Origin of the sequence: Agrobacterium sp. GD03872 (assembly GCF_029840625.1) — a bacterium.
In the GTDB taxonomy this organism is placed as follows: domain Bacteria; phylum Pseudomonadota; class Alphaproteobacteria; order Rhizobiales; family Rhizobiaceae; genus Agrobacterium; species Agrobacterium fabrum_A.
On the sequence record NZ_JAOCCY010000005.1, the window covers coordinates 136,456 to 162,534 of the forward strand.

28 protein-coding genes are annotated in these 26,079 nt (G+C 59.8%); 10 read left to right on the forward strand and 18 right to left on the reverse strand.

Annotated elements, in window-relative coordinates; translation table 11 throughout:
- Positions 1-3 precede the first annotated feature (3 nt).
- The 7 genes from N5D22_RS14530 to N5D22_RS14560 form a co-directional block, all read right to left on the reverse strand.
- The gene (locus N5D22_RS14530; protein WP_279656629.1) at positions 4-798 is read right to left on the reverse strand and encodes an ABC transporter ATP-binding protein; all 795 of its coding nucleotides are present in this window, start codon (positions 796-798) and stop codon (positions 4-6) included.
- Complete coding sequence (locus N5D22_RS14535) at positions 795-1,676, reverse strand: ABC transporter permease (protein ID WP_279656628.1); 882 nt, start codon at positions 1,674-1,676, stop codon at positions 795-797. Before N5D22_RS14535 ends, N5D22_RS14530 begins: the two co-directional genes overlap by 4 nt.
- A gap of 106 nt (positions 1,677-1,782) precedes the next feature.
- Positions 1,783-2,736, reverse strand: a complete 954-nt coding sequence (locus N5D22_RS14540) for an ABC transporter substrate-binding protein (RefSeq protein WP_279656627.1) — start codon at positions 2,734-2,736, stop codon at positions 1,783-1,785.
- Positions 2,737-2,844: 108 nt separating this feature from the next.
- Complete coding sequence (gene rlmN, locus N5D22_RS14545; RefSeq protein ID WP_142913030.1) at positions 2,845-4,017, reverse strand: 23S rRNA (adenine(2503)-C(2))-methyltransferase RlmN; 1,173 nt, start codon at positions 4,015-4,017, stop codon at positions 2,845-2,847.
- 266 nt (positions 4,018-4,283) lie between these two features.
- On the reverse strand, positions 4,284-4,787 hold the full coding sequence (locus N5D22_RS14550) for an invasion associated locus B family protein (RefSeq protein WP_279656626.1): 504 nt from the start codon (positions 4,785-4,787) through the stop codon (positions 4,284-4,286).
- 296 nt (positions 4,788-5,083) lie between these two features.
- On the reverse strand, positions 5,084-5,464 hold the full coding sequence (locus N5D22_RS14555; RefSeq protein WP_003523181.1) for a YkvA family protein: 381 nt from the start codon (positions 5,462-5,464) through the stop codon (positions 5,084-5,086).
- Positions 5,465-5,515: 51 nt separating this feature from the next.
- Entirely contained in the window at positions 5,516-5,821 is a 306-nt protein-coding gene (locus N5D22_RS14560; RefSeq protein WP_279656625.1) for a 4a-hydroxytetrahydrobiopterin dehydratase, read from the reverse strand.
- Between the two features lie 58 nt (positions 5,822-5,879).
- On the opposite strand from N5D22_RS14560, the gene N5D22_RS14565 reads away from it, so the two are divergent.
- Positions 5,880-6,359: a low molecular weight phosphotyrosine protein phosphatase gene (locus N5D22_RS14565; RefSeq protein WP_279656624.1), complete on the forward strand. Its 480-nt coding sequence runs from the start codon at positions 5,880-5,882 to the stop codon at positions 6,357-6,359.
- Here N5D22_RS14565 and thpR read toward each other — a convergent pair.
- Positions 6,293-6,886, reverse strand: a complete 594-nt coding sequence (gene thpR, locus N5D22_RS14570) for an RNA 2',3'-cyclic phosphodiesterase (RefSeq protein ID WP_269828499.1) — start codon at positions 6,884-6,886, stop codon at positions 6,293-6,295. The genes N5D22_RS14565 and thpR overlap by 67 nt on opposite strands.
- Before the next feature lie 68 nt (positions 6,887-6,954).
- Entirely contained in the window at positions 6,955-7,605 is a 651-nt protein-coding gene (locus tag N5D22_RS14575; RefSeq protein WP_279656623.1) for an arylesterase, read from the reverse strand.
- A 91-nt stretch (positions 7,606-7,696) separates the two neighbouring features.
- On the opposite strand from N5D22_RS14575, the gene N5D22_RS14580 reads away from it, so the two are divergent.
- The 3 genes from N5D22_RS14580 to N5D22_RS14590 all read left to right on the forward strand — a co-directional run bounded on the left by N5D22_RS14580 (position 7,697) and on the right by N5D22_RS14590 (position 11,921).
- Positions 7,697-8,407, forward strand: a complete 711-nt coding sequence (locus tag N5D22_RS14580; RefSeq protein ID WP_279656622.1) for an ABC transporter ATP-binding protein — start codon at positions 7,697-7,699, stop codon at positions 8,405-8,407.
- Positions 8,404-10,965 (forward strand): ABC transporter permease, encoded by a 2,562-nt coding sequence (locus N5D22_RS14585; protein WP_279656621.1) that lies wholly within the window; start codon positions 8,404-8,406, stop codon positions 10,963-10,965. The genes N5D22_RS14580 and N5D22_RS14585 overlap by 4 nt, the downstream gene beginning before the upstream one ends.
- 218 nt (positions 10,966-11,183) lie before the next feature.
- Positions 11,184-11,921, forward strand: a complete 738-nt coding sequence (locus N5D22_RS14590; RefSeq protein ID WP_279656620.1) for a Bax inhibitor-1/YccA family protein — start codon at positions 11,184-11,186, stop codon at positions 11,919-11,921.
- A gap of 125 nt (positions 11,922-12,046) precedes the next feature.
- Here N5D22_RS14590 and N5D22_RS14595 read toward each other — a convergent pair whose 3' ends face one another.
- Both N5D22_RS14595 and N5D22_RS14600 read right to left on the reverse strand, forming a co-directional pair.
- Positions 12,047-12,439 (reverse strand): DUF2794 domain-containing protein, encoded by a 393-nt coding sequence (locus tag N5D22_RS14595; protein ID WP_279656619.1) that lies wholly within the window; start codon positions 12,437-12,439, stop codon positions 12,047-12,049.
- Between the two features lie 400 nt (positions 12,440-12,839).
- On the reverse strand, positions 12,840-13,580 hold the full coding sequence (locus N5D22_RS14600; protein WP_279656618.1) for a thioredoxin family protein: 741 nt from the start codon (positions 13,578-13,580) through the stop codon (positions 12,840-12,842).
- Here N5D22_RS14600 and N5D22_RS14605 point away from each other — a divergent pair.
- Positions 13,574-13,765 (forward strand): hypothetical protein, encoded by a 192-nt coding sequence (locus tag N5D22_RS14605; protein ID WP_279656617.1) that lies wholly within the window; start codon positions 13,574-13,576, stop codon positions 13,763-13,765. The two genes, N5D22_RS14600 and N5D22_RS14605, sit on opposite strands and share 7 nt — an antisense overlap.
- 4 nt (positions 13,766-13,769) lie before the next feature.
- Here N5D22_RS14605 and acnA read toward each other — a convergent pair whose 3' ends face one another.
- Positions 13,770-16,463: an aconitate hydratase AcnA gene (acnA, locus tag N5D22_RS14610; protein WP_279656616.1), complete on the reverse strand. Its 2,694-nt coding sequence runs from the start codon at positions 16,461-16,463 to the stop codon at positions 13,770-13,772.
- Positions 16,464-16,732: 269 nt separating this feature from the next.
- Here acnA and ccmA point away from each other — a divergent pair, with 269 nt between their 5' ends.
- The 5 genes from ccmA (at position 16,733) to N5D22_RS14635 (ending at position 19,846) form a co-directional block, all read left to right on the forward strand.
- Positions 16,733-17,374 (forward strand): heme ABC exporter ATP-binding protein CcmA, encoded by a 642-nt coding sequence (gene ccmA / locus N5D22_RS14615; protein ID WP_279656615.1) that lies wholly within the window; start codon positions 16,733-16,735, stop codon positions 17,372-17,374.
- 202 nt (positions 17,375-17,576) lie between these two features.
- Positions 17,577-18,236, forward strand: coding sequence for a heme exporter protein CcmB (ccmB, locus tag N5D22_RS14620; RefSeq protein ID WP_080815619.1), 660 nt, complete (start codon positions 17,577-17,579; stop codon positions 18,234-18,236).
- Positions 18,237-18,310: 74 nt separating this feature from the next.
- A complete protein-coding gene (locus N5D22_RS14625; RefSeq protein ID WP_035261524.1) occupies positions 18,311-19,072 on the forward strand; it encodes a heme ABC transporter permease in 762 nt (253 codons plus the stop codon).
- A gap of 4 nt (positions 19,073-19,076) precedes the next feature.
- A complete protein-coding gene (ccmD, locus tag N5D22_RS14630) occupies positions 19,077-19,250 on the forward strand; it encodes a heme exporter protein CcmD (protein WP_279656614.1) in 174 nt (57 codons plus the stop codon).
- Entirely contained in the window at positions 19,247-19,846 is a 600-nt protein-coding gene (locus tag N5D22_RS14635) for a DsbE family thiol:disulfide interchange protein (protein WP_279656613.1), read from the forward strand. Before ccmD ends, N5D22_RS14635 begins: the two co-directional genes overlap by 4 nt.
- Before the next feature lie 19 nt (positions 19,847-19,865).
- On the opposite strand, the gene N5D22_RS14640 is transcribed toward N5D22_RS14635, so the two are convergent.
- The 6 genes from N5D22_RS14640 to dapF all read right to left on the reverse strand — a co-directional run bounded on the left by N5D22_RS14640 (position 19,866) and on the right by dapF (position 26,039).
- A complete protein-coding gene (locus N5D22_RS14640) occupies positions 19,866-21,047 on the reverse strand; it encodes a GGDEF domain-containing protein (RefSeq protein ID WP_279656612.1) in 1,182 nt (393 codons plus the stop codon).
- A 124-nt stretch (positions 21,048-21,171) separates the two neighbouring features.
- Positions 21,172-21,762 carry a DUF2585 domain-containing protein gene (locus tag N5D22_RS14645; protein WP_279656611.1) on the reverse strand — a complete coding sequence of 197 codons (591 nt, stop codon included), beginning with the start codon at positions 21,760-21,762 and terminating at the stop codon, positions 21,172-21,174.
- Entirely contained in the window at positions 21,759-22,409 is a 651-nt protein-coding gene (locus N5D22_RS14650; protein ID WP_003520517.1) for a septation protein A, read from the reverse strand. Before N5D22_RS14650 ends, N5D22_RS14645 begins: the two co-directional genes overlap by 4 nt.
- Before the next feature lie 2 nt (positions 22,410-22,411).
- Positions 22,412-23,836: a signal recognition particle-docking protein FtsY gene (gene ftsY, locus N5D22_RS14655; RefSeq protein WP_279656610.1), complete on the reverse strand. Its 1,425-nt coding sequence runs from the start codon at positions 23,834-23,836 to the stop codon at positions 22,412-22,414.
- A gap of 32 nt (positions 23,837-23,868) precedes the next feature.
- Positions 23,869-25,143 (reverse strand): tRNA (N(6)-L-threonylcarbamoyladenosine(37)-C(2))-methylthiotransferase MtaB, encoded by a 1,275-nt coding sequence (gene mtaB, locus N5D22_RS14660; RefSeq protein ID WP_279656609.1) that lies wholly within the window; start codon positions 25,141-25,143, stop codon positions 23,869-23,871.
- Positions 25,140-26,039 carry a diaminopimelate epimerase gene (gene dapF / locus N5D22_RS14665; RefSeq protein ID WP_279656608.1) on the reverse strand — a complete coding sequence of 300 codons (900 nt, stop codon included), beginning with the start codon at positions 26,037-26,039 and terminating at the stop codon, positions 25,140-25,142. The genes mtaB and dapF overlap by 4 nt, the downstream gene beginning before the upstream one ends.
- Positions 26,040-26,079 lie beyond the last annotated feature (40 nt).

Here is a 26,079-nt window from a genome sequence, read left to right on the forward strand (position 1 = left end):
CAATCAGCCGATCAGCAACTCATCGTCGTCGAGCTTCTGGCCGCGTATCTTGCGGAACATGTCGATCAGGTCTTCGACCTCGAGATCCTTGCGGCTGTCGCCGGAAACATCGAGTACGATCTCACCGGCATGCAGCATGATCGTACGGGTGCCATAGTCCAGCGCCTGACGCATGGAATGGGTGACCATCAGCGTCGTCAGCTTGCGCTCAGTCACCACCTTGCGGGTCAGTTCCATCACGAATTCTGCCATGCCGGGATCGAGCGCCGCCGTATGCTCGTCGAGAAGCAACACATCCGAGCCAGCGAGCGTCGCCATGACGAGCGAGACGGCCTGCCTCTGGCCGCCGGACAGAAGATCCATGCGGTCCTTCAGGCGGTTTTCCAGCCCGAGATTGAGCGAAGCGATGCGCTCCTTGAAGAAATCCCGCCGGCCGCGCCCAAGCGCCGGCAGAAGGCCGCGACGCTCGCCGCGCGACGCCGCCAGCGCCAGATTTTCCTCGATGGTGAGCGCGCCGCAGCTGCCCGCCAGCGGATCCTGAAACACGCGCGCCACCCGTCCCGCCCGGCTGGCGGTCGGCTTGCGGGTAACATCGGCGCCGCCGATCACAACCTTGCCCGCCGTCGGCAGAACATCGCCAGCCAAAACTCCGAGCAGCGTTGATTTGCCGGCACCATTGGAGCCGATGACGGTGACGAAGGAGCCATCCTCGATGGTGAGGTCGATCTTGGACAGCGCCTGCTTTTGCAGCGGCGTGCCGCGCCCGAAGACGACCTGGATGTCGGAAAGGGAAATCACGATGTTGCTCCCCCACGGCGCAGTCGGGGCAGGATCAACGCGATGGCCACCAGTACCGCCGTTACAAAATTGAGATCGGACGCCTTGAGACCCAGCACGTCGCTCGACAGGGCAAGCTGGATGGCGAGACGATAGGCGATGGAGCCGAAGACGCAGCCGATCAGCGCGATCAGAATGCCGCGCGCCCCGAACAGCGTCTCGCCGATGATGACGGCCGCAAGCCCGACGACGATGGTGCCGACACCGGAGGTCACATCGGCAAAACCATTGGTCTGCGCAAACAATGCGCCGCCAAGCGCCACCAGCGCGTTTGAAAGCGCCATGCCGAGATAGATCTGGTTACCGGTCTTCACGCCCTGGGCGCGCGCCATCCGGGCGTTGGCGCCCGTGGCGCGCATGGCAAGGCCGGCATCGCTTTCGAGGAAACGCCAGACCAGAATGACCGCGATCAACACCAATGCGCCGACGAACAGCGGCCGCACCAGATATTCCGACAGGCCGAGACCGTAAAACGGCGAGATCATCGTGTCCTGATTGAGCAGCGCCACATTCGGCTTTCCCATCACCCTCAGGTTCACGGAAAACAGCGCGATCATCGTCAGGATCGAGGCAAGCAGATTGAGGATTTTAAAACGCACGTTGAGCGTGGCGGTGACGACGCCCGCAGCTGCACCGGCAACCATGGCAACCGCCGTAGCAACCCAGGCATTCAGACCGGCGATGATCAGCACGGCAGCAACGGCGGCGCCGAGCGGAAACGAACCGTCCACGGTCAGGTCAGGAAAATCGAGCACCCGGAAAGCGAGATAAACGCCGATCGCCACGAAAGCGAAGACCAGTCCCAGCTCCACGGCACCCCAGAAGGCGATTTGGCTCACGGTAATGTCCTTGTTATTGCCGCCATCAGGCGGAGACGGGCACCGTCTCGTGCCACGTAAAACGGGCGGCGAAATTACCGCCGCCCGCGATTCAGTCTGGTTTCGGTTAGTCGACGATCTTGGTGGCGCGCTTGGTCACGCTTTCAGGGAAGGTCACGCCGACCTGCGCCGCCACCTTCTTGTTGATCACCAGATCCGTACCGACAGCGACAGTGGCCGGAATGTCGCCCGGCTTTTCACCCTTGAGGATACGGACAACGACAGCGCCCGTCTGTTTGCCAACGTCGAAATAGTTGAAGCCGAGGGCCGCAATCGCACCGCGCGCAACAGAATCCGTGTCCGCGGCATAAAGCGGGATTTTGGCTTCGCTCGCAACGCCGGCTGCCGCCTCGAAAGCGGAAACGATGGTGTTGTCGGTCGGAACGTAGATCACATCAGCCTTACCGACCAGAGCGCGCGTTGCACCCTGAACTTCAGCGGACTTGGTGGCGACGGATTCGACAACCTTCAGACCAGCCTTGTCTGCTTCGGCCTTCAGCAAAGCGAGCGTCGAGGCGGAATTGGCTTCAGCCGAGTTGTAGATGAAACCGATGGACTTGGCGTTCGGCGAGATTTCCTTGATGAGCGCCAGATGCTCGCCAACCGGCAACATGTCGGAAAGACCGGTCACGTTGCCGCCGGGCTTTTCCATGCTCTTGACGAGCTGTGCGCCGACCGGGTCGGAGACCGCCGTGAAGACAACGGGAATATCGCGCGTGGCCGCAACGACAGCCTGCGCCGACGGCGTGGAGATCGGCACGATGACGTTCGGGGCGCCACCCACGAACTGGCGCGCGATCTGCGCTGCGGTGCCGGGATTGCCCTGAGCGGACTCATACAGGAACTTGAGGTTCTCGCCTTCCTTGTAACCGGCTTCGGCAAGGGCTGCCTTCACGCCATCGCGGGCGGCATCAAGCGCCGGATGTTCGACGATGGCGGTGACGGCGACGGTGACGTTCTCGGCCTTGGCCGGCAGAACGATGGCGCTCGCGGCAGCGAGAGCCAGAATGAATGCGCGCATGGATATCCTCCTGTTGGTTCCCTGTTTTCGTCTTCTTAGGAACAAGACAGAACGAAATCAATCAGAGAACCGCGGCAAATCAAGCTTTATGGCGCAATTGCGGCTGATTCAGTCATCTGCGCCGTGGTTTGCGATCATCATCGCCTCGAAAGCCAGCCTTTCGGTCTTGCGCATGCGCTCGGATTCCGACTTCAGCTGACCGCAGGCGGCGAGGATATCGCGGCCGCGCGGCGTGCGGATCGGCGAGGCATAACCCGCCTGATTGATGAAATCGGCGAACTTCTCGATCTGCGCCCAGTCCGAGCACTGATAATTGGTGCCCGGCCAGGGATTGAAGGGAATGAGATTGATCTTGGCCGGTACACCCTTCAGAAGCTGCACCAGCATCTTGGCGTCTTCCAGGCTGTCATTGACGTCCTTCAGCATCACGTATTCGAAGGTGATGCGGCGGGCGTTGGAAAGGCCCGGATATTTGCGGCAGGCCTCGATCAGCTCTTTCAGCGGATATTTCTTGTTGATCGGCACCAGCATGTCGCGCAACTCGTCACGCACCGCATGCAGCGAAATCGCCAGCATCACGCCGATCTCATCGCCGGTGCGGAAGATTTCCGGCACGACGCCCGAGGTGGAGAGCGTCACGCGACGCTTGGAGAGCGACAGGCCATCGCCATCGGTGGCGATCAGAAGCGCGGTCTTCACATGCTCGAAATTATAGAGCGGCTCGCCCATGCCCATCATCACGATGTTGGAAACCTTGCGGCCTTCGCTCGGCACATAGGCGCCCACCGGCGTCGAACCATCGGGAAAATCACCCAGCCGGTCACGCGCCAGCAGAAGCTGGGAGAGGATTTCTTCGGCCGTCAGGTTGCGCACAAGACGCTGTGTGCCGGTGTGACAGAAGGAACAGGTCAGCGAACAGCCCACCTGGCTCGAGATGCACAGCGTGCCGCGCCCCTCTTCGGGAATATAGACCGTCTCGATTTCGACCGGACGTCCGGCGCCACGCGGCGGGAAGCGCATCAGCCATTTGCGGGTGCCGTCATTGGAGATCTGCTCCTCGACGATTTCCGGGCGGGCGATGGTGAAGGCGGCCTTCAGCTTCTCACGAAGCTCCTTGGCGACATTGGTCATATTGTCGAAATCGGAGACACCGCGCACATAAAGCCAGTTCCACAACTGGCTGACGCGCATCTTCACCTGCTTCTGCGGCACACCGATCTCCGAAAGCGCCTCACCCATTTCTTCACGGGTCATGCCGATCAGCGACGGCTTGCCCGACATCAGATCGCTATTGGCGATCAGCGGGGTTTTGATTGCCAGGCCGGCAGGAGCTTGCATTACGGACATCACGCTATCCCATCATTCCATGCATCGCACGACCGGCCTGTCGGATAGGCGGAAAATCGTCGGCATGTCGAGAAAATCAAAGGCGGAGCACTTTGCGCGCATCCGCCTGTCAATGTTGCCGCGCCTTTAGCATCAAACTGGTAAAAACGCAAATGGCCGGTCAAGGACCGGCCATTGTCGAATACAATAAAACGTCGGGATTACTTGCAGCTCTCGATCTGCTTGAGAGCAGCCGAAATACCCGAAAGCGAGTAGGAATAGGATGTCGCGGTGCCGCGGCCGGAGGTGGCCTTGACGGTCATCGACTTGCCGCCCTTCATGGCGGCCACGAGAGCAGGCTCTTCAGCGGCGTTTTCAACCCAGGCAGCCTTGTCCTTGGTGAACATGACGAAGTTCCTGTTGTCGATCGTCACATTGACCTTGGAACCCTGCTTCAGCGGGTAACCCACCATGGCCTGCGGCTCATAGGAAATGTTCTGGCCCGGGCGCTGCGAGACGATGAAGAAGATATCGCCGTGGTCGACGCTCGCCGGTTCCTTGGCGGTCGGAATGGAAAGAACGTAGCAGACGGTGCTGTTGCCCGATTTGTACGAATAGGCACCCCAAGCATTGAACTGCTGGATGCGCGTGGGCGACTGTGCAGATGCTACGCCGACGCTGGTCAGCAAAATGGCCGCTGCGGTTGCTACACTTCTTACAAACATAGAATTTCCTGCCGGGTTATTGTCTTCCATTGGCCCGAAGCATCGGCGAGCCCAGTTTCTGGATCGGCCACGTTCAGGTGCGGATCGTCTTTTCTCATTGTGGTCGGGAAGCGGTTACCAAACCGTCAACAACACGTATAAAATGCCGGAAACGTCTTGCGGTGTTACAGATTGGCGACTCCCGACGCCCTGAGGGGAAGGGCGCGAAACACCCTTCCTTCGTGTGTATGACACATAAATTCAGGCAAGAATTTGTCCCCCGCCGGGGTCGCCCGGACGGGCAGATCACAGAGGCGTTACCCAGCTTCCTGCTGCCGCTTCAGCATGGCGTCAGCCGCCTCGTAATGCTCCATCTTGATATGGGCGCGGATCATGGCGAGCGCGGCCGTGATAACGGCGATATCATCGGTGAATCCGATCACGGCCAGCACATCAGGCACGGCATCCATCGGCATGATGAAATAGGCAAGCGCCGCCAGAATGATACCCTTGGCGCGCAACGGCGTATCGCGGTCGATCGCGCAATAATAGGCGGCGGCCGCATCGCGCGCGAAGGGCACTTTCGACATCACGCGCTTCAGCTTGGGCCAGAATTTCGCCCGCACCACAGTCTCGCGCTCCTGCTGCCTGTCGGTTTCACCCGGCAGAAGAATTTCACCGATTTTCACATCATCCATGATCGACGGTCCTCCGGTCACGGCTATTATATGGGGTTTAAGGTCCGCCGTTCAATTGTTTCGGCCCGCAGCCGCCTTCTCCATGACTTCGGCCAGAAGAAAGTCCCGCTCCGTGACGCCCTGCGAATCATGGGTGGTGAGGCAGACCTTGACCCGCGAATAGACATTGGACCATTCGGGATGGTGATTGAGCCTTTCCGCGGCAAGTGCTGATTCGGCCATAAAACCGAAAGCTTCCGCAAAGCTCGAAAACTTGAAGGAACGGACAATCGCCGCCCCGTCTTCCCGCAGGGACCAGCCTTCGAGTTTCGACAGGGACTGCCGGATGGCGTCCGGCTCGAGTCTGGGATATTTCATGAACTTGCCTCCGCTTGAGACCCATTAACGCTCCAACGACCGGATCGACGCATATTCCATGAAACATACAGCTATTCTTTTTGTCTGCATGGGCAATATCTGCCGTTCGCCGCTTGCCGAAGGCGTTTTGAGACATCTAGCCGACGACACGGTCATATCTGACCAGCTCACCATCGATTCCGCCGGCACCGGCGGCTGGCACGCGGGTGACGCGCCTGATCCGCGTTCCATCGCCATGGCGCGACAACACGGCATCGATATTTCAAGGCAACGGGCAAGGCAGGTCACCCGGGCGGATTTCGATACCTTCGACCTGATACTCGCCATGGACGAAAACAATCTGGCGAAACTGCTTCAAGCAAGCCCTGAGGGGCACCGGCACAAGATCCATCTCTTCATGGACTATGCCGCCGGTCGCCGCGAGAACGTCCCCGATCCCTATTACGGGGCCGAGGACGGGTTCCTCAAGGTCTACAACATGCTCTTGGCGGGATGCAGGTCGTTGCTCGAAAAGATGGAACTCGACCGCGCTTCGTGAAGCGGGAACGCCTCTTCAACGATATAAGGCCCGCCGCCTACCGATTCCTTCGACGACATCAGCACGAAGCGGCCGACCGTGAAAGGCGAGGTGCGGAAGTTGCCGCGTCCGGAGAGATATTGCACCACATCGTCCACGCGGGAGGAGCGCAACCGCGCCAGCGTGACATGCGGCATGAACTTGCGCGGATCGGGCGGGAGACCGATCCTCTGGCAAATCCTCTCGATTTCCGCCTGTAACGCATGCATCTCCGGTGAGGGCGAAACCCCGGCCCAGATAGAATGCGGTTTTTTGGAACCGAAAGACCCCATACCGGTGAGGTTGAGCTGAAACTCCGGCCTTTCGATCCGATCCAGCCGGTCGACGACCTCATCGGCGGTCCGCCCGTCGATGTCACCGATAAAACGCAGGGTTATGTGATAATTCTCCACATCGATCCACCGGGCTCCCGGCAGACCACCGCGCAACAATGAGAGGCTCATAGCCGCATTGCGCGGAATTTCGAGGGCGGTAAACAGTCTCGGCATGGCGAGCTCCCCGAATCTCTTGGCAGAACAAGCATAGCGAATCACGCAATGCAGACGGGCGCAAGTGCTTATTTTTTTTGCGCACCGATTGTCTTGATGAAGCTTTCAACAGCCGGCAAAGATTTTTCGACCATCGTCGCCACCCCCCTGGTATTGGGGTGCATCTTGTCATCCAGCTTCAGCGCATCATCCGTCACCACGCCATCCAGAAAGAAGGGATAAAGCGGCAGGTTGTATTTTTCGGCAAGCTTTTGAAAGATCGGGTTGAAGCGTCCGGCGTAATCACCACCCATATTCGGCGGCGCCATAATACCGACGAGCAGCACGGCTATGTTGCGCTTCTGAAAACCGGAAATAATGGCGTCAAGGTTCTTTTCGGTCTGTTCGGGGGCGATACCGCGCAGTGCGTCATTGGCGCCAAGTTCAAGGATCACCCCGTCCGTACCATCGGGAACCGACCATTCCGCCCGCGCCAGACCGCCGGAGGAGGTATCGCCGGAGACGCCGGCATTGGTAATGACGACGTTGATGCCTTTCGCCTTTAATGCAGCTTCAAGCTGTGCGGTGTAGCTATCGGTGGGCGGCAGCTGATACCCCGCCATGAGGCTGTCGCCGAGGCCGACCAGTTGCAATGACCGCTCCTGGGCCACGGCCAGCGGGGCGGAAAAGGCCGCGGCAAAAATGACGATGAAGTGAAACAGGGCAGCTTTAAATCTCATTACGGCTTTCCTAACTTGGTTCGCATTGTCTGAAACACCGACCGCATCGACCGCCAGACTGTTTTCATCACCCTATATAGGAACGAGAATTGTGACGAAAAGCATCATAGAGCTGAAGAAGGCCGACCTCACCCTCGGCAACGCCGCCGCCTCCGTTCACGTTCTCAAGACCATCGATCTTTCCATCGGGGAAGGTGAGGCGGTGGGTATCGTCGGCCCTTCCGGTTCGGGAAAATCGACGCTTCTGATGGTGCTTGCCGGTCTCGAACGGCTGGACAGCGGCGAAATCGTCATTGCGAATACCGAATTGCACAAGCTCGGCGAAGATGCGCTGGCGGATTTCCGTGGCCGGAACATCGGCATTGTGTTCCAATCCTTCCACCTCATCGCCAATATGACGGCGCTGGAAAACGTTGCCGTTCCGCTGGAACTGGCCAATGCTCCGAACCCCTTCGAGATCGCCAGACGCGAACTCGTCGCCGTCGGGCTTGGGGAGCGCCTCAACCATTATCCCGGCCAGCTATCGGGCGGCGAGCAGCAGCGTGTCGCCATCGCCCGCGCGCTCGCACCATCGCCGGCCGTGCTGATCGCCGACGAACCGACGGGCAATCTCGATACCGATACCGGCAGGCAGATCGCTGATCTTCTCTTCGCCAAACAGGCCGAACGCGGCATGACCATGGTGCTCGTCACCCACGATCCGTCGCTTGCCGCCCGTTGCTCACGGCAGATCAAAGTGCGCTCCGGCGAGATTGAGGGCGATACCGCCCGCCCCCAGGTAGCGCGGGCGGTATCGGCATGATCGGCTCCATTCTCCCGTCTTTCGCCAATATCAGAAACGCCGCGAGGCTGGCGCGGCGCGAAATCCGCGGCGGCCTGCGCGGCTTTTACATTTTCCTCGCCTGTATCGCACTCGGAACCGGCGCCATCGCCGCCGTCAATTCCGTCTCGCGTGCGGTCACCAGCGCCATTGCGACGGAAGGTCAATCGATTCTGGCGGGCGACGTGCGCTTCGAACTGCGCAACAGGGAGGCGACGCAGGAGGAACGGGCCTATCTCGACGATCTTGGCACCGTTGCGGTCTCCACCGGGCTGCGTTCCATGGCACGTCTTGCCGATGGGTCCCAACAGACCCTGACGGAAGTAAAGGCGGTTGACGGCGCCTATCCGCTCTATGGCGCTTTCGTCGCTGAGCCGAACCGGCCGCTATCTGAACTTCTGACCGGCAGCGGCGACACCTATGGCGCCCTCGCCGCGCCGCTCCTGCTGGAACGGCTGGGAATCAACGTCGGCGATGAAATCCTGCTCGGCAATATGAAGCTGAGACTGACCGGCACCGTGGTCGACGAACCGGATGCACTCTCGGATAGTTTCGGTTTTGCCCCAAGGCTGTTGGTCAGCCGCGACGCCCTCTTCGCCTCCGGCCTTGTTCAAACCGGCAGCCTCGTCGAACATGCCTACAAGATCAGACTGAACGATCCTTCGGCGCGGGCAACCATGAACGACGCGGCCAACAAGGCCTTTCCGAATGCGGGCTGGTCCATCCGCACCAGCGACCGGGCAGCACCTTCGCTTACCGAAAACGTCAACCGCTTCTCGCAATTCCTGACGCTTGTTGGCCTCACCGCCCTCATCGTTGGCGGGGTCGGCGTCGCCAATGCCGTTCGCGCATTTCTGGATTCCAAGCGCACCACCATCGCCTCGCTGAAATGCCTCGGCGCACCGGCCTCCGTGGTCACCATGACCTATCTCTTCCAGATCGCTTTCATTGCCATCGTCGGCATCGTGATAGGCCTTACCGTTGGCGCTGTCGCACCGCTTATCGCGATGCGCTTTCTCGAAGGCGTATTGCCCGTGCCGGAAGAGCTAGCCTTTTACCCCAGCGCTCTCGGTCTCGCCGCCCTGTTCGGCCTCTTGACGACACTCGCCTTCGCCATCGTGCCGCTCGGCCAGGCGCGTGAGGTGCCGGCAACGGCCCTTTTCCGCGAACAGGGGTTCGAAGAAGGAAGCTGGCCATCCTGGCCCTATCTCGCCGCAACCGGCCTGCTACTGGCGGCGCTCGCGGCCCTTGCCATCTTTTCGGCGGAAGACCGCTTCATCGCCTCGGTCTTCCTTGCGGCCATCGCCTTTGCCTTCGTGGTGCTGCGGCTGGTGGCTTCCGGCGTCAAGGCCATCGCCAAACGCAGCCCCCGCGTTCATTCGGCAGCCCTTCGCCTGGCGATCGGCAATATTCACCGTCCCGGCGCACTCACCCCCTCGGTCGTCCTCTCCCTCGGCCTCGGCTTGACCCTGCTCGTGACGCTGACGCTGATCGACGGCAATCTGCGCCGCGAACTGACGGACAGTCTGCCGGAAAAGGCGCCGAATTTCTTCTTCGTCGATATTCAGGGTAGTGAAGTTCAGGGCTTCCGCGATCTTCTCAAGCGGGAAGCGCCGGAAGGCACCCTTACCGAAGTGCCGATGCTGCGCGGACGCATTCTGGCGCTTAACGGCGAGGACGTAACGAAAATGAATGTGCCCTCGTCCGGACGCTGGGTGCTGCGTGGAGACCGGGGCATCACCTATTCCCAGGATGTTCCCGAAAACGCGACGCTGACAGAGGGAACGTGGTGGGGGCCGGATTATAGCGGCGAGCCGCTGGTCTCATTCGCGGCGGAAGAAGCCGGGGAACTGGGCCTCAAGATTGGCGACACAGTGACCGTCAACGTGCTCGGGCGCAGCATCACGGCGAAGATCGCCAATCTGCGCAATGTCGAATGGGAATCCCTGTCGATCAATTTCGTCATGGTGTTCTCACCGAACACCTTCCGCGGCGCACCGCATGCCTGGCTGGCGACACTCGCCGATCCTTCCGCTTCCGCAAGCGACGAAGGCCGTATCCTGCGCGCCGTCACCAACACCTATCCGACGATCACCAGCGTGCGCGTCAAGGATGCGCTGGACGTCGTCAACCGGCTCGTCGGCCAGCTCGCCACCGCCATCCGCGCCGCTGCCGCCGTCGCCCTGATAGCCTCCGTCCTTGTTCTCGCCGGCGCCCTTGCCGCCGGCAACCGCGCCCGCACCCATGACGCGGTCATCCTGAAAACGCTGGGCGGCACGCGTAACCTGCTCATTCGGGCTTTCTCCTACGAATATATGATGCTCGGTCTCGCCACCGCCGTCTTCGCGCTTTTCGCCGGCGGCGTCTCCGCATGGTTCGTGATCGCCCGCATCATGAAGCTGCCCTCCAGCTTCCTGCCGGACGTGGCGATCGGCACGCTTGTCGTCGCCCTCGTCATGACTGTTGGCATCGGCCTCATCGGCACCTGGCGGATTCTCGGGCAGAAGGCAGCTCCGGTTCTCAGGCAGGCAGGGGAATGATCGCCGGTTGTGCGCCGCTTAACTTTAGCGATTAATTCTTTGTAATGATCGCCAAAACGTGAGCGCTTTTCGCGCATATGGTGTCTTTTCGATATGATAAGGCCTTGTATCGGACACGTTCTGCCATCATATTCTTGAGCAGGCTTGCTGAAGCTCCGCAGCGGCGCCCGGGAGGTATCCCGACACCGTAGCAATCACGGAGCTCAAAAGAGGAAACAATGGCTGACTTCAATAACTACCAGAACCGCATGGCGCAGACCCGTGCACAGACTGGTGCGATGATCGATGAAGGTCTCCGCGCCTACATGCTCAAGGTTTATAACCTGATGGCGCTGGCTCTGGTCATCACCGGCGTTGCAGCGTTCGGCACCTATACGCTTGCCGCTTCCAACCCGGCTTTCGCCCAGCTGCTTTATGCGTCGCCGCTGCGCTGGGTTGTCATGCTGGCTCCGCTCGCACTGGTTTTCTTCCTTAGCTTCCGTATCCAGAACATGAGCGTTTCCGCCGCCCAGACGACCTTCTGGGTCTACGCGGCGCTGATGGGCGTCTCGCTGTCCTCGATCTTCCTGGTCTTCACCGGCCAGAGCATCGTGCAGACGTTCTTCGTGACCGCCGCCTCGTTCGGCGCGCTCTCGCTTTACGGTTATACGACGAAGAAGGACCTTTCCGGTTTCGGTTCGTTCCTGATCATGGGTCTGTTCGGCCTGATCATCGCTTCCATCGTCAATATCTTCCTTGCATCCTCCGCGCTGCAGTTCGCGATTTCCGCGATCGGCGTGCTGATCTTCGCAGGCCTGACCGCCTACGACACCCAGAAGATCAAGGAAATGTATTTCGATGCTGACGATGTTGCCGTGGCCGGCCGCAAGGCCATCATGGGCGCGCTGACGCTCTATCTCGACTTCATCAACCTCTTCACCTTCCTCCTGCAGTTCCTCGGAAACCGCGACGACTAAGGTTAAGGGTTCGATTGCCAGACATACGAAAGGCGGCCCATCGGCCGCCTTTTTATTTGGAAAGATTCTTCACCCTTATCCGCCAGAGCGTCCCGCGCCTGCGGGCAATCCGCTTCTGCGAAAGCTCACTCGATGAGCTTCAAAACCTTGTCGAAGATCTTCAGAACCTGCGGCAACTCATGCCCACGTTTGAGAATGCGGCCATCAGTATTCACCACGCAGTAGGCGCCCTGTTTCGCCGCCAGCTTTGGGGTTTTCTCGATCCTGAAGAGCGGCATTTCACCTGAACGTTTAAAGACGGAAAACACCGCCTTTTCCTTCAGGTGATCGATGGCGTAGTCACGCCATTCGCCCTCTCCCACCATGCGGCCATAGATGCGCAGGATCGCATCCAGCTCGCGGCGGTGAAAGGTGACCGGCAAAGGGTCCTTGTTCTTTTTATATTCGCGGAGATCGATAACGGTGGAATTGTCACGTGAAGCGGTCTGCACCTGCTGCACATCCGGTTGATCGGTCATCCAATACCTCCGATTCCACCCAAATCATCCGTGCAGTGTGAGCCTGGGAAGGTGAAATTGCAAGTCTTTGCACCGGCATGGCGCACAGGACAGGGAATTCCGGGGCATGCCTGACGAGCCTTCGAATGGCAGCGGGATCACAAGGCAGCAACACAGAATGTCGCGCTAGTATCCCCCTGGAGCAAGTGCCAACGGCAAAAGCAGGGGTTAAAAATGGTAACCATTTAGGCAGCCATTTTCACATGGGCTGCCGTATTTCGGTCAAACCATGGCCTGAATTGGGTGGAATAGTCCTGTTGTCAATTGATGCCTAGGCACCAAGATGACCCGGTCCGGTGCATTGACCCTTTACCCCCAGCCCCCAATGCCCGGACCGGATCTTCCATCGCCAGGTCGGCGATTATGGCTTTTCATTTCCCAGCAAAATACTTGCACCGACGATTGCCGCGGGATCGCCGCTGGCATTGGCCGTCTGCAACAGCACGGCGCAGCCGCCCTTCTTCACCTTGGCCACCACGCTCGCCGGAAGCTTCACCGTCATCGGCGAACCATCCCACATGCCGACCGTCTGCACGTCGTAGACGCTATGCCAGTAGGACATTTTTTTCCCCTGGTTTTCGCCCTTCTGCACATCGACCGTCTGCTCACGGGTGAAATAGGCGACGACAACATCGGCCTTGCCGCTTCCGGCGCCAATATCGATCTCCACCTCATCACCGGCAAATTTCGACGAGACCGGCACGTTCAGCCCCTTGCCCTCGCGCTTGAACGCGTCGAGCCTGTCATAGATGCCGCGGACATCCGCGCCCTTGACGTGGTCGCGGCCGTTCAGAATGGCCTGCGGCGTATAGACCCCGTTACGGCCCAGCGCCCGCATGTAACCATATTGCCGGTCGGTATTTTCCTTCGATGCCAGCGAATCGTTCCAGCCAAGATAGTTCCAGTAATCGACATGGTAGGAAAGACCGACGACATCGCCCTTCTGGATCATCTTGCGCAGGGCCTCATCGGCCGGTGGGCAGGATGAGCATCCCTGCGATGTGAACAATTCGACAACGCCCTTCACGGCCTCCTGCGCCTGCGCGGAGGTGACGAGAAACGTGCCGAGAAGACATATCGACAGGGGGAATTTCAATGGCATTACAAAAACCTTTGTCCGGAAGAGATCCAGACGAATTGATGCGATCAATCCTGCCGGGATGCAAACCGGAAAATAACGTCTATTGCCCTTCAATAGAAAGTCACGAAGGGGTGAGCGACAATCACAAAAAAAGAGACTTGAAACGAAAAGACGCCGGGATTTCTCCCGGCGTCTTCGATTGTTGAAGCTTTATGCCGCCAGATCGCGAAGAACGGTCTGCAAAATGCCGCCATTGTTCATGTAGATCACTTCATCCAGCGTATCGATGCGGCAAAGAAGCGGAACTTCCTTCACCGAACCGTCGCTGTAGGTGATCTTGGCGATCTTCTTTTCACGCGGCCTGATTTCACCTTCAAGACCATCGATCTCGACGATTTCGTCGCCCTTGAGGTCGAGGCTTGCCCAGGTCGTGCCTTCCTCGAAAACGAAGGGAACGACGCCCATGCCGACGAGGTTCGAGCGGTGGATACGCTCGAAAGACTGCGCGATGACGGCCTTGACGCCGAGCAGGTTGGTGCCCTTCGCCGCCCAGTCGCGGGAAGAACCGTTACCATATTCGACACCGGCGAAGATGACGAGCGGGACGCCCTCCGCCTTGTATTTCATCGCCGCGTCATAGATCGACATCTCTTCCTTGGACGGATAGTGGATGGTGTAGCCACCTTCCTTGCCGTTCGGGCCGAGCATGTGGTTGCGGATGCGGATATTGGCGAAGGTGCCGCGCATCATCACTTCATGGTTGCCACGGCGCGTGCCGTACTGGTTGAAGTCGGCAACCGCGACGCCATGTTCCGTCAGATAGGCGCCGGCAGGCGAAGCAGCCTTGATCGAACCGGCCGGAGAAATATGGTCGGTGGTGATCTTGTCGCCGAAGAGACCAAGGACGCGCGCGCCCTTGATGTTCTTGAGGCCCGAGCCCTTTTTGCCCATGCCGACGAAATAGGGCGGGTTCTGAACATAGGTAGACTGGTCGTCCCAGGCATAGGTCTGACCCGGAGGAACCTGAACCGCCTGCCAGTTCGCATCGCCCTTGAACACGTCGGCATACTTCGTTTCGTAGAGTTCACGGGTGACATATTTCAGGATGAATTCCTGGATTTCCTTGGAGGTCGGCCAGATATCCTTGAGATAGACCGGGTTGCCGTTCTGGTCGTCGCCGATCGGCTCCTTGGTCAGGTCCTTCTGGACCGTGCCGGCAAGCGCATAGGCAACGACGAGCGGCGGAGAGGCCAGATAGTTCGCCTGAACGTCTGGCGAAATACGGCCTTCAAAGTTACGGTTGCCGGAAAGGACGCCTGATGTGATCAGGCCCTTGTCGTTGATCGTCTTGGAGATCGCCGGCGGCAGCGGGCCGGAATTGCCGATGCAGGTCGTGCAGCCGAAACCGACGAGGTTGAAACCGATCGCATCGAGATCCTTCTGCAGACCGGATTTGTCGAGATATTCGGCAACAACCTGCGATCCGGGTGCGAGCGACGTCTTCACCCACGGCTTGGACTTCAGCCCCTTGGCGACGGCGTTGCGGGCAAGAAGGCCAGCGGCGATAAGGACCGAGGGGTTGGAGGTGTTGGTGCAGGAAGTGATGGCGGCAATCGCCACATCGCCATGACCGAGATCGAACTCCTCGCCTTCGACCGCATAACGGCTCGAAAGCTGGCCGGGCTTCTTGTAGTCGTTTTCAAGAGCCGTCGCGAAATTCGGTGCGATGGTTTCGAGCGGCAGGCGGCCTTCAGGACGCTTGGGGCCGGCCATCGACGGCACGACGTCGCCAAGGTCGAGTTCCAGCGTGTCGGTGAAGACGAGGTCTGAACCGTCGCCAGTGCGCCACATGTCCTGCGCCTTCGAATAGGCTTCGACGAGCGCGATGCGATCCTTGGCACGACCGGACATGGTCAGGTAATTGATGGTCTCGCCATCAACCGGGAAGAAGCCGCAGGTCGCGCCATATTCCGGGCCCATATTGCCGATGGTGGCACGGTCGGCCAGAGACATCGAATCGAGACCGGGACCGAAGAATTCGACGAATTTGGAGACAACGCCCTTCTTGCGCAGCATCTGCACCACGGTCAGCACGAGGTCGGTCGCGGTCACGCCTTCCTTTACCTTACCGGTCAGCTTGAAGCCGATAACCTCGGGCAGAAGCATGGAGACCGGCTGGCCGAGCATGGCCGCTTCAGCCTCGATGCCGCCGACGCCCCAGCCGAGAACGCCGAGACCATTGATCATGGTCGTGTGCGAATCCGTGCCGACGCAGGTATCCGGGTAAGCGATCGTTTCGCCGTCCTCTTCCTTCGTCCAGACGGTCTGGCCGAGATATTCGAGGTTGACCTGGTGACAGATGCCGGTACCTGGCGGAACCACACGGAAGTTCTTGAACGCCTGCTGGCCCCACTTCAGGAAGCGATAACGCTCGCCATTGCGTTCATATTCCAGTTCGACGTTGCGGGCAAAGGCGCTCGGCGTGCCGAATTCATCGACGATAACAGAGTGGTCGATGACGAGGTCGACGGGAACGAGCGGATTGATCTTTTCCGGATCGCCGCCAAGCGCCTTGATGCCATCACGCATGGCGGCAAGGTCAACCACAGCGGGAACGCCGGTAAAGTCCTGCATCAGAACGCGGGCGGGGCGATAGGCGATTTCGGTTTCGGTCAGGCCCTTGTTGTTCAGCCATTCGGAAACCGCAAGGATATGCTCCTTGGTGACGGACTGGCCGTCCTCGAAACGCAGGAGGTTTTCGAGCAGAACCTTCATGGAATAGGGCAGCTTGGAAACGCCCTTCAGACCATTGGCCTCAGCCTTGGGAAGGCTGAAATAGACGTAGTCCTTACCATCGACGGTAAGGACGGAACGACATTTGAAACTGTCGAGTGATTTGGGCATGGATAAAAACCCCGCTTACACTGATAGCCAACACGTTCGTGCGGACACCTATGCACTCATGCACATCAGGATGCGGGTACGACCATTTCCGCTGTCCGCACGTGAAAATTGCTCCTCGCAATCGTCAAGTCCGGCGCAAGATGATGTTCACGCCGGCCGCTGGCGTGGTTGACACCCATATAGATAATTTCAGAGAAACGTGCCAGACCATTCAACGAAGCTAATCGATTTTTTTATCGAGACGACGAAATCTGAAACGGAACCGCAGCATGGATTTGACGGCGGAAAATCTTGGCGTGCGACGCGGCGAAGATTTCATATTCATGAATATTTCCTTCAAGTTAAGCGATGGTGAGGCTCTTGTGCTGACCGGCCGCAACGGTTCGGGAAAATCCACGCTGCTGCGCACGGTGGCGGGCCTGCTGCGCCCCGAGCTGGGGCGAGTGAAGATAGCCGGCGAAGGAGTTGATCCTGACATGCGGCCCTCGGAGGCCTGTCATTATCTCGGCCATCGCAATGCCATGAAGACCGAACTGACCGTTTCGGAAAACTTGCGCTTCTGGAAAGACTTCCTTGGCGATTTTTCCGGAGGAACAGGCATGGCGATCGATGAGGCGGCAGAGATCGTCGGCCTCGCCGGCATTACCCACCTGCCCTTCGGTTATCTCTCCGCCGGCCAGCAACGGCGTTTTGCCATGGCGAAACTCTTGATTGCCTGGCGACCGGTATGGATTCTCGATGAGCCGACCGCGGCGCTCGACAAGGCGGCGGATGGGATGTTTACCGATCTCGTGAAAAACCACCTTGCGAAAGGCGGTATCGTTCTGGCTGCCACCCATCAGCCTTTGGGGCTGGAGAGTGCGCGGGAATTGCGGATGACTGGGTTTGCGGGTGTGGAGGCTTGGGTATGAAGGCGATGCGCGTGTGGCATACCCCCCTCTGCCCTGCCGGGCATCTCCCCCTCAAGGGGGGAGATCGATCTGCGGCTAGGTCTCGACAATCTCAACGCTCGAGAATGGAGTGGTGGAGGGGCCTCTTGCCGATCTCCCCCCTTGAGGGGGAGATGCCCGGCAGGGCAGAGGGGGGTAAGCCACACCCACCGAGGTCCCCCCAATGACCGCCCTCTTCCTCCGCGATATTAAACTCTCCATCCGCGCCGGCGGCGGCGCGCTGATCGGCGTGCTGTTTTTCATGACAGTGGTTGCCGTCATCCCCTTCGGCGTCGGCCCCGATCTCAACCTGCTTGCGCGCATCGGCCCGGCCATCGTCTGGATTGGCGCGCTGCTCTCCGCCCTTCTCGGCCTCGACCGGCTGTTTCAGGCCGAGCGGGATGACGGCTCCCTCGATTTGATCCTGATGCAGGAAACCCCGCTGGTGCTGACCGTGTTCGTGAAATGCCTGGCACACTGGGTCACGACCGGTCTGCCGCTGGTGCTTGCCTCCCCTCTGCTTGGCCTCTTCATGAACATGGACGAAGTGGCGATCGGCGCCGTGATGCTTACCCTTCTCGTCGGCTCACCTGCCATCACCTTCATCGGCGCGGTGGGGGCGGCGGTTGCCGTTGCCCTGCCGCGCGGAGGGCTTCTGGTTTCCATCCTCGTCCTGCCGCTCGCCATTCCCGTGCTGATCTTCGGCGTCAGCGCCTCCTATGCGGCGGTACAGGACCCGGCGCCCTTCATGCCGCCATTTCTCATTTTGAGCGCGATCACGTTATTTTCAGCCGTGACCGGACCTTTCTTCGCCGCTTTGGCGCTGCGCAATGTTATGGATTGATGAAACCACGCCAGACGATCCCCGATTGACAGGGATCAATTGCGGGGCGGCCATTCTCGGGTTACACAAACGGCATGAACGAGCAGACCTTCACCATCACCAAATTCAGTGATCTCGCCAATCCCACCCGGTTTCTGGCGCTGGCGGCACGTATTCTGCCATGGCTCGCTGCGCTCACGGCGCTGGTGCTGGCCGCCGGTCTTTATCTGTCCTTCACCACCGAAGGCGACTACCAGCAGGGTTACACGGTGCGCATCATGTATGTGCACGTGCCCTCAGCCTGGCTCGCCATGATGTGTTATTCGGTCATGGCGGTCTCCGCTATCGGCACCCTCGTCTGGCGCCACCCGCTGGCGGATGTCAGCCACAAGGCCGCGGCCCCCATCGGCGCGGCCTTCACGCTGATTGCGCTCGTCACCGGCTCGCTCTGGGGCAAGCCCATGTGGGGAACCTGGTGGGTGTGGGATGCACGGCTGACCTCCGTTTTCGTCCTCTTCCTGATGTATCTGGGGCTGATCGCGCTTAACCGCGCCATGGACGATCCGTCCAGAGCCGCCCGCGTCAGCGCCGTGCTGATCCTCGTCGGTTTCGTGAATATCCCCATCATCAAATTTTCGGTCGAGTGGTGGAACACGCTGCACCAGCCGGCAAGCGTCATCCGCATGGGCGGTTCCGCCATCGATGCGGAATTCCTCTGGCCGCTACTGACCATGGCCGTGGGCTTCACGCTGCTGTTCTTCACCCTGCATATCGCAGCCATGCGCAATGAAATCTGGCGTCGGCGCGTGGCCGCGCAGCGACGGCTTGCCGCCCGCATGGCGAACCGGGAGGGCTGAAGGGATGACACACGCCTTTTATATCGGCATGTCCTATGCGGCGACCGGCCTTGTCGTTCTCTGTCTCATCGCCTGGGTCGTCATGGACGGTCAGGCGCGCAAGAGGGAACTCAAGGAGCTGGAGGCCTCCGGCGTGCGCCGCAGGGCAAGAGCCGGTTCTTCAGGTGACGCGCAATGACGCAGACGGACCACGACACCAAGGCCAAAACGACGGGCCGCGCACGTTACGCGCTGGCGCTTCTGCCCTTGCTGCTTTTCGGCGGTTTTGCCCTTGTGGCCGGCAAGATGCTCTACGATCAGGATGTGAACGGGCTTGACATCAGCGCCATTCCTTCGGCCCTCATCGGCACCAAGGCGCCTGCCCTTTCGCTGCCGCCGCTGGAGGGCTCGAACCGGCCGGCACTCACCGATGCCGCCATCAACGGCAAGCTGACGCTGGTGAATGTTTTCGCCTCCTGGTGCATTCCCTGCCGGCAGGAACACCCGCTGCTTCAGGAACTGGCGAAGGACAGCCGCATCACCGTCGTCGGCATCAACTACAAGGACAAGCAGGATAATGCGCTGCGCTTCCTTGGCGAACTCGGCAATCCCTTTGCCGCGATAGGCGTCGATCCAAACGGCAAGGCGGCAATCGACTGGGGTGTCTACGGCATTCCCGAAAGTTATCTGGTTGGCGCTGATGGCACGATCCTTTTCAAGAAGGTCGGCCCCTTCGATGCCCGCAGCGTCGAACGCGACCTGCTCCCAGCCATCGCCGCCGCAGCGGGAAAATAAACGCCGCACCCTAAGGACGTCACACCTTGGTAATGACCCTCAGCACAGGGCCCTCCGCTGACAGGCGTATGCCTTCCAGCACGACCTGATCGCGACCGCCACGTTTTGCGACATAAAGGCTATCATCGGCACGCTTGATGGCGTCGTGGATGGAATGATCCCCCCTCGCAACGGCCGAGACACCGAAGCTTGCGGTGATCTGGCTGGTAACACCGCGGTTCCGCCAATCGAGAGATGAAAGACCTGTGCGCATGCCATTGGCAAGCTGGCTGGCAACGGCGGCCGTCTGGCCCGGCAGGAAGACCACGAATTCCTCGCCGCCGAAACGGGCCACCAGCGCATTCTCAGGCGCGTGTCGCCTGAGGAGATCGGAAAGGCCGATAAGCACTATATCACCGGCCGCATGACCATAGACGTCGTTGATGCGTTTGAAATGGTCTATGTCGCAGGTTATGATCGCCCCATCAGGCGTATCATTGCGAAAATCGGGAACACGCCGGTCGAAGCCGCGGCGGTTCAGCACATCCGTCAGCGGATCATGCTCCGCCGCATGCAGGTGTCGGTCGACGGTGACGGAAATCTGGCTCGCCAGCACCGAAAGGGCGAGCAGGAAGCCGAAAATGCTCGCCGCAAGCTGCATGTAGAAGGCATAGTCGGATTCGAAGAATTCGCTGAGCTCGACCATCGAGCCGTTCGGCGTCATCACCAGAAGCATGCCGATGCGCACCAGCGTCTCCATCACCACAAGACAGGCAATGCCCACCATCAGCCTGTCGGCAAGCGCCACCGGCCGCTTCCGCACGACCCAGACCGGGATAGCGAGCAAAAGGGCGCAAATGAGATCGCCGATGACAAGCTCGCGCTTCAGATCCGGCGTCACGAAGACGTGGAACGAGACCAGCAAGACCGCAGCAATCACGATCGACAGTCTGGCCCTGACATAAAGCGGCCGCCCGAAATGGGTGAGCAGCGCGTGGCCGTAAAGGAAGAAGGCGGAGAAGAATAGCAGGTTCGAGACGATCGCCTGGATTTCAAACGGCAAGCCGCCAAGCACCAGAGGCGTCGCAAAACCAAACGCCGCAGAAAGATATCCGATACCCCAATAGCGGGCAGAAGCGTGACCGATCCTCTGCAGGAACAGAAACACCACACCAAATGTCAGCATGATGAAGGGGAGAAGATAGGCGAAATTATCTTGCAACGGGTTCTGCCAGGAAAAGACGGGCCTTTAAACCCGAACGATACGGCATTGCCCTTAAGAAAACCTGCATGTATCGCGCGGTTTCAGCCCATTCCGGCAAAAATACCGGCAGCTGCGTTCAGGTTTACGGGAGCGCGCCCTGCCATTCCTTGATCGCCTCCAAGGGCCAGACCAGCATCACCACGTTCAGCGTCAGGTTATCGCGGATCAGCCAACCGGTGAATATTTCGAAGAAGACGGCGATCACCACCGTCAGCCACACCGGCACGCGGGCGGCGAAGAGGAAACCCAGCGCCATGAAAACCGTGTCCATCGCCGAGTTCAGGATGCTGTCGCCAGTGTAACCCAGCGCCATGGTCGCCGTGCGATAACGATCGATGATGATTGGCGAGTTTTCGAGAAGCTCCCACGCCGCCTCGATCAGAACCGCGAAAGAAAGCCGCATGGAAAACGGTTTGCTGCGGAACAGCAACCAGGCGAACCAATAAAAAAGGAAGCCGTGGATGATATGCGAGGGCGTATACCAGTCGGCCAGATGCTGGGAATTACCCGGCGTGTTCACACCCGGTTCGAACAGCTTCACATAACCGCATTCGCAAATGGGAATGCGGCCCATGAAATAAAGGATGACGATCTGCAGGAGAAGCAGCCCGGCGGCCACGCCGAACCATTTAAGCGAGCGCGAACGGGAAGCCGACATCTCCGCAACCGTCATTTTTCGTCCTTGTTGAGTGGCTCAAGCGAATGGCGCATGACGAGCGGCATCTGCGCCATGGTGAAGATGATGGTGATCGGCATCGTGCCCCACACCTTGAAGGCCACCCAGGTGTCGGTGGTGAACATACGCCAGACAACCTCGTTCAGCACCGCAAGAAAGAGGAAGAATACACCCCAGCGCAGCGTCAGCTTGCGCCAGCCCTCATCCGTCAGCCTGAAGGCCGAATTGAAGACATAACCGAGCAGCGATTGCCCGAAAAACAGGCCACCGAGCAGAATGACACCGAACAGCGTGTTGACGATGGTGGGCTTCATCTTGATGAAGGTGTCGTTCTGCAGCCATAGCGTCAGCGCACCGAACACGAACACCACGATGCCCGATATCAGCGGCATGATCGGCAGCTTGCGTGTCAGCACCCATGAGACGGAAAGCGCGAGCGCCGTTGCGATCATGAACAGGCCGGTGGCGATGAAGATCGGCCCGCCGAATTCCGTCAGCACGGGGAAGGTGGAGGCCAGCCATTCGCCGCGGGAATTGGCGAAGAAGAACACCATGAGGGGGCCAAGCTCGAGCACGAATTTCAGGAGCGGGCTGATTTCCGCCACCATCTTTTCGCTTTCCTTGGAATTGCTTTCAATATCCATACTCAAACTCCCGCAATGGCCTTGGCGAAATCTTCCGCCTCGAAGGGCTCCAGATCATCAACACCTTCACCCACGCCGATGAAATAGACCGGCAGCTTGTGTTGGGCAGCGATGGCGACGAGGATACCGCCCCGCGCCGTGCCATCCAATTTTGTCATAATCAGGCCCGAAACGCCCGCGACATTGCGGAATATCTCCACCTGGTTCATGGCGTTCTGCCCCGTCGTCGCATCCAGTGTCTGCAGCACGGTGTGCGGCGCATCCGGATCGAGCTTGCCAAGCACGCGCACGATCTTTTCCAGCTCCGCCATCAGTTCCGTCTTGTTCTGCAGACGACCGGCCGTATCGATGATGAGAACGTCGCTTTTCTGCGCCCGCGCCTGCTCATAGGCGTCATAGGCCAGACCCGAGGCATCCGCTCCGAGCTTGGTGCCGATGAATTGCGACCCGGTGCGGTCCGCCCAGATCTTGAGCTGCTCGATGGCCGCCGCGCGGAACGTATCGCCCGCCGCCAGCATCACCTTGAGGCCGGAGCCGGAAAGCTTGGCGGCAAGCTTGCCGATGGTCGTCGTCTTGCCCGTACCGTTCACGCCGACGACGAGAATGACATGCGGCTTGTGTGAAAGATCAAGCTCCAGCGGTTTGGCTACAGGCTTCAGGACCTTGGTGATCTCGCCGGCCATAATGCGCGCCACATCCTCGCCGCTGACATCCTTGCCATAACGCTCGGAAGACAGGGCGCCGGTGATGCGCATGGCGGTCTCGACGCCGAGATCCGACTGGATAAGAAGATCCTCCAGCTCGTCGAGCGTGTCCTCATCCAGCTTGCGCTTGGTGAAAAGCGCCGAAATCTGCGTGGTCAGCTGCGACGACGTGCGGGCAAGCCCGGCGCGCAGGCGCTGAAACCATGTCAGTTTTACCTGCGGTACGGCAGGCGCAGGCTCCTGCCGCTCACTGGCGGACGAAAAACCCTTTGGTAGAGCTGGCGATATAGCGGAGGGCTCGGCGGCGGTCGCGGCTTCCGCCTCGTCGAGCAGCGCATCCATCGCATCCGCATCCAGCACGACATCCACGGCTTCCGGCAAGGCTTCATCCTGCTCTTCGGCGGCGGCTTCCGCCTGTAGCAATGACAGCGGCACCACGCCCATATCGCCGGAAAGCTCTGCACCGGGCAGAAGCGGTGCGTCCTCTTCCTCGTCATCGTCGGAAGGGACCTCGTCCGGGGCCGGCCCGCCGGCCGTCTCCATCTCCAGTTCGGAAACCGGATCCTTGTCGACAGGGCCATGCGCTTCGGCGTCGCTCAGCGCCGCTTCGAAGGAGGCGTTTTCATTGCCGCGCTCAGGCGCGGCGTCCTCTTGCGGCCGTTCTTCCGTTTCGGCCTTGTCCTTGCCGAACGAAAAGACTTTTTTGATGAAGCCGAGGGCCATGGTCGTTCCCGTGTCTTTTCTCTTGTGCCGCCTCAGGCCACATTTGCCGCCAGAAGCTTCATGTTCAGATGTTTGCCGTTGTGGCCGGTAATCGCAACCTGCGCAAGAGTGCGCGGGAGAAGATCAGGCGCTTCCACCAGCGTGAAATTGTCGGTATGGGCAAAACCGTTGTTTTCAACGAGGATCGTCTGCTCCGAACCGACCATGCCTCGCAGATGCGCAAGCTTCAGCGCCTCGCCGCGCTCCCGAAGCCTCGCCGCACGCTCCTTCACCAGCGCCCGGTCGAGCTGCGGCATGCGGGCCGCCGGCGTGCCGGCGCGCGGGCTGTAAGGAAACACATGCAGGCTGGAAATGCCGCATTCTTCCGCCAGCGTCGCGGCGTTTTCGAACATGTCTTCCGTCTCGGTCGGAAAACCGGCGATCATATCCGCCCCGAAGGCGATGTCCGGCCGCAGCGACCGCACCTCGTGACAGAAGCGAATGGCATCTGCCCGCAAATGGCGGCGTTTCATGCGTTTCAGGATCATGTCGTCGCCATGCTGGAGGGACAGATGCAGATGCGGCATGAAACGCGGCTCATCGGCAATCAGATCCATGAGATGATGGTCGGCCTCGATACTGTCGATGGAGGAGAGCCGCAAACGCAGAATATCCGGCACCTGCTTCAGCAAGGTCTTGGCGAGGTAACCGAGGGAAGGTTCACCGGGCAGGTCCGCACCGTAACTCGTGGCGTCCACCCCGGTCAGCACGATTTCACAATAGCCGCTTTCCGTCAGCCTGCGGGCCTGATCCACCACGGCGCCCATGGGCACGGAGCGGGAATTGCCGCGCCCATAAGGAATGATGCAGAAGGTACAGCGATGATCGCAGCCGTTCTGCACCTGAATGAAGGCGCGCACATGTCCGTCTATGTGCTTCACCATCTGCGGCGCGGTCGCCTTGATGCTCATGATATCGTTAACGCGCAGCTTTTCTTCCGCCGAGACGCCGAAATCCGGCAGTGCACGATAGGAGGCGCTTTTCAGCTTCTCCTCATTGCCCAGCACCGCATCAACCTCCGGCATTTCGGCAAAAGTCTGCTTCTCGGTCTGGGCGGCGCAGCCGGTAACGATGATGCGCGCATGCGGATTGTCGCGCCGTGCACGGCGGATGGCCTGGCGCGCCTGGCGCACCGCCTCACCCGTCACCGCGCAGGTATTGACTAGCACGGCATTGTTGAGCCCGGCCTTTTCTGCCTCCGCCCGCATCACTTCCGATTCATAGGTGTTGAGACGACAGCCGAAGGTTATAACCTCGACGCCGCTCATACAGCCCCCCGTTCGGCCGCATCGCGCGACCAGACGCCGGTGACGGGATCGACGGCACCCGACCATTCCCATTCGGCCGGACCGGTCATGATGACATGATTGTCCTCACGCCACTCAATGGTCAGCGGCACGCGGATGGGGCTGGAGGCGACATCGATGGTCACTTTCCGGCCGGTGCGCCCCGTGCGGGCGGCGGAAACGGCTGCAGCGCAGGCGGCTGAACCGCAGGCAAGCGTCAGCCCCGCGCCCCGTTCCCAGGTGCGGGTGCGCAGCGCGCTGTCGGAAATCACCTGCGCCAGTGTGATATTGGCCTTTTCCGGAAACATCGGATGGTTCTCGAGAAGCGGCCCGAAACGTTCGAGATCGAACTCCATCGGATCGCGATCCACCCAGAAGATGGCATGCGGATTGCCCATGGACATGACAGCGGGCGAATGCAGGATCGGGGCGTCGATCGGCCCGATCTGCAATTCGATGCGGCTGGTATCGTGGAACTCCTCCGAAAGCGGAATGTCGCTCCAGCGGAAATGCGGCAAACCCATATCGACCGATATCATGCCGTCTTCATGCTCGACGGCATTCAGAATGCCCGCAACCGTCTGGAAGGTGAAACTGGTCTTGCCGGTTTCGGAAGACAGAGCCTGCACCACGCAGCGTGTGCCATTGCCACAAGCCTGCGCCTTCGTACCATCGCAATTGAGAATATCGATAAAGGCATCCGTGCCACTGACACGCGGATCGTGGATGGCCATGATCTGGTCGAACTGGGTCGAAGGATCGGCGTTCAGCGCAATCGCGGCTTCAGGCGTGACCATATCCTTGCGGCCGCGCATGTCGATAACGAGGATCTTGTTGCCAAGCCCGTTCATCTTCGCAAATTCGACCGTATCCGCCATTGCCCTAAACCTGAAAACTGTCTGAAAATCGGATTGCATA

What these genes read in the sequence shown, in the direction of transcription:
- N5D22_RS14540 (WP_279656627.1), bottom strand. Translation starts at nt 2,736, where the DNA reads ATGCGCGCATTCATTCTGGCTCTCGCTGCCGCGAGCGCCATCGTTCTG.
- N5D22_RS14575 (WP_279656623.1), bottom strand. Translation starts at nt 7,605, where the DNA reads ATGAGATTTAAAGCTGCCCTGTTTCACTTCATCGTCATTTTTGCCGCG.
- N5D22_RS14600 (WP_279656618.1), bottom strand. Translation starts at nt 13,580, where the DNA reads ATGCCATTGAAATTCCCCCTGTCGATATGTCTTCTCGGCACGTTTCTC.
- N5D22_RS14595 (WP_279656619.1), bottom strand. Translation starts at nt 12,439, where the DNA reads ATGACCGATCAACCGGATGTGCAGCAGGTGCAGACCGCTTCACGTGAC.
- N5D22_RS14605 (WP_279656617.1), top strand. Translation starts at nt 13,574, where the DNA reads ATGGCATTACAAAAACCTTTGTCCGGAAGAGATCCAGACGAATTGATG.
- N5D22_RS14555 (WP_003523181.1), bottom strand. Translation starts at nt 5,464, where the DNA reads ATGGATGATGTGAAAATCGGTGAAATTCTTCTGCCGGGTGAAACCGAC.
- dapF (WP_279656608.1), bottom strand. Translation starts at nt 26,039, where the DNA reads ATGGCGGATACGGTCGAATTTGCGAAGATGAACGGGCTTGGCAACAAG.
- N5D22_RS14650 (WP_003520517.1), bottom strand. Translation starts at nt 22,409, where the DNA reads ATGGATATTGAAAGCAATTCCAAGGAAAGCGAAAAGATGGTGGCGGAA.
- ccmB (WP_080815619.1), top strand. Translation starts at nt 17,577, where the DNA reads ATGACCGCCCTCTTCCTCCGCGATATTAAACTCTCCATCCGCGCCGGC.
- N5D22_RS14635 (WP_279656613.1), top strand. Translation starts at nt 19,247, where the DNA reads ATGACGCAGACGGACCACGACACCAAGGCCAAAACGACGGGCCGCGCA.
- N5D22_RS14590 (WP_279656620.1), top strand. Translation starts at nt 11,184, where the DNA reads ATGGCTGACTTCAATAACTACCAGAACCGCATGGCGCAGACCCGTGCA.
- acnA (WP_279656616.1), bottom strand. Translation starts at nt 16,463, where the DNA reads ATGCCCAAATCACTCGACAGTTTCAAATGTCGTTCCGTCCTTACCGTC.
- rlmN (WP_142913030.1), bottom strand. Translation starts at nt 4,017, where the DNA reads ATGTCGGGCAAGCCGTCGCTGATCGGCATGACCCGTGAAGAAATGGGT.
- N5D22_RS14625 (WP_035261524.1), top strand. Translation starts at nt 18,311, where the DNA reads ATGAACGAGCAGACCTTCACCATCACCAAATTCAGTGATCTCGCCAAT.
- N5D22_RS14645 (WP_279656611.1), bottom strand. Translation starts at nt 21,762, where the DNA reads ATGACGGTTGCGGAGATGTCGGCTTCCCGTTCGCGCTCGCTTAAATGG.
- N5D22_RS14560 (WP_279656625.1), bottom strand. Translation starts at nt 5,821, where the DNA reads ATGAAATATCCCAGACTCGAGCCGGACGCCATCCGGCAGTCCCTGTCG.
- N5D22_RS14550 (WP_279656626.1), bottom strand. Translation starts at nt 4,787, where the DNA reads ATGTTTGTAAGAAGTGTAGCAACCGCAGCGGCCATTTTGCTGACCAGC.
- mtaB (WP_279656609.1), bottom strand. Translation starts at nt 25,143, where the DNA reads ATGAGCGGCGTCGAGGTTATAACCTTCGGCTGTCGTCTCAACACCTAT.
- ccmA (WP_279656615.1), top strand. Translation starts at nt 16,733, where the DNA reads ATGGATTTGACGGCGGAAAATCTTGGCGTGCGACGCGGCGAAGATTTC.
- ccmD (WP_279656614.1), top strand. Translation starts at nt 19,077, where the DNA reads ATGACACACGCCTTTTATATCGGCATGTCCTATGCGGCGACCGGCCTT.
- ftsY (WP_279656610.1), bottom strand. Translation starts at nt 23,836, where the DNA reads ATGGCCCTCGGCTTCATCAAAAAAGTCTTTTCGTTCGGCAAGGACAAG.
- thpR (WP_269828499.1), bottom strand. Translation starts at nt 6,886, where the DNA reads ATGCCGAGACTGTTTACCGCCCTCGAAATTCCGCGCAATGCGGCTATG.
- N5D22_RS14585 (WP_279656621.1), top strand. Translation starts at nt 8,404, where the DNA reads ATGATCGGCTCCATTCTCCCGTCTTTCGCCAATATCAGAAACGCCGCG.
- N5D22_RS14565 (WP_279656624.1), top strand. Translation starts at nt 5,880, where the DNA reads ATGAAACATACAGCTATTCTTTTTGTCTGCATGGGCAATATCTGCCGT.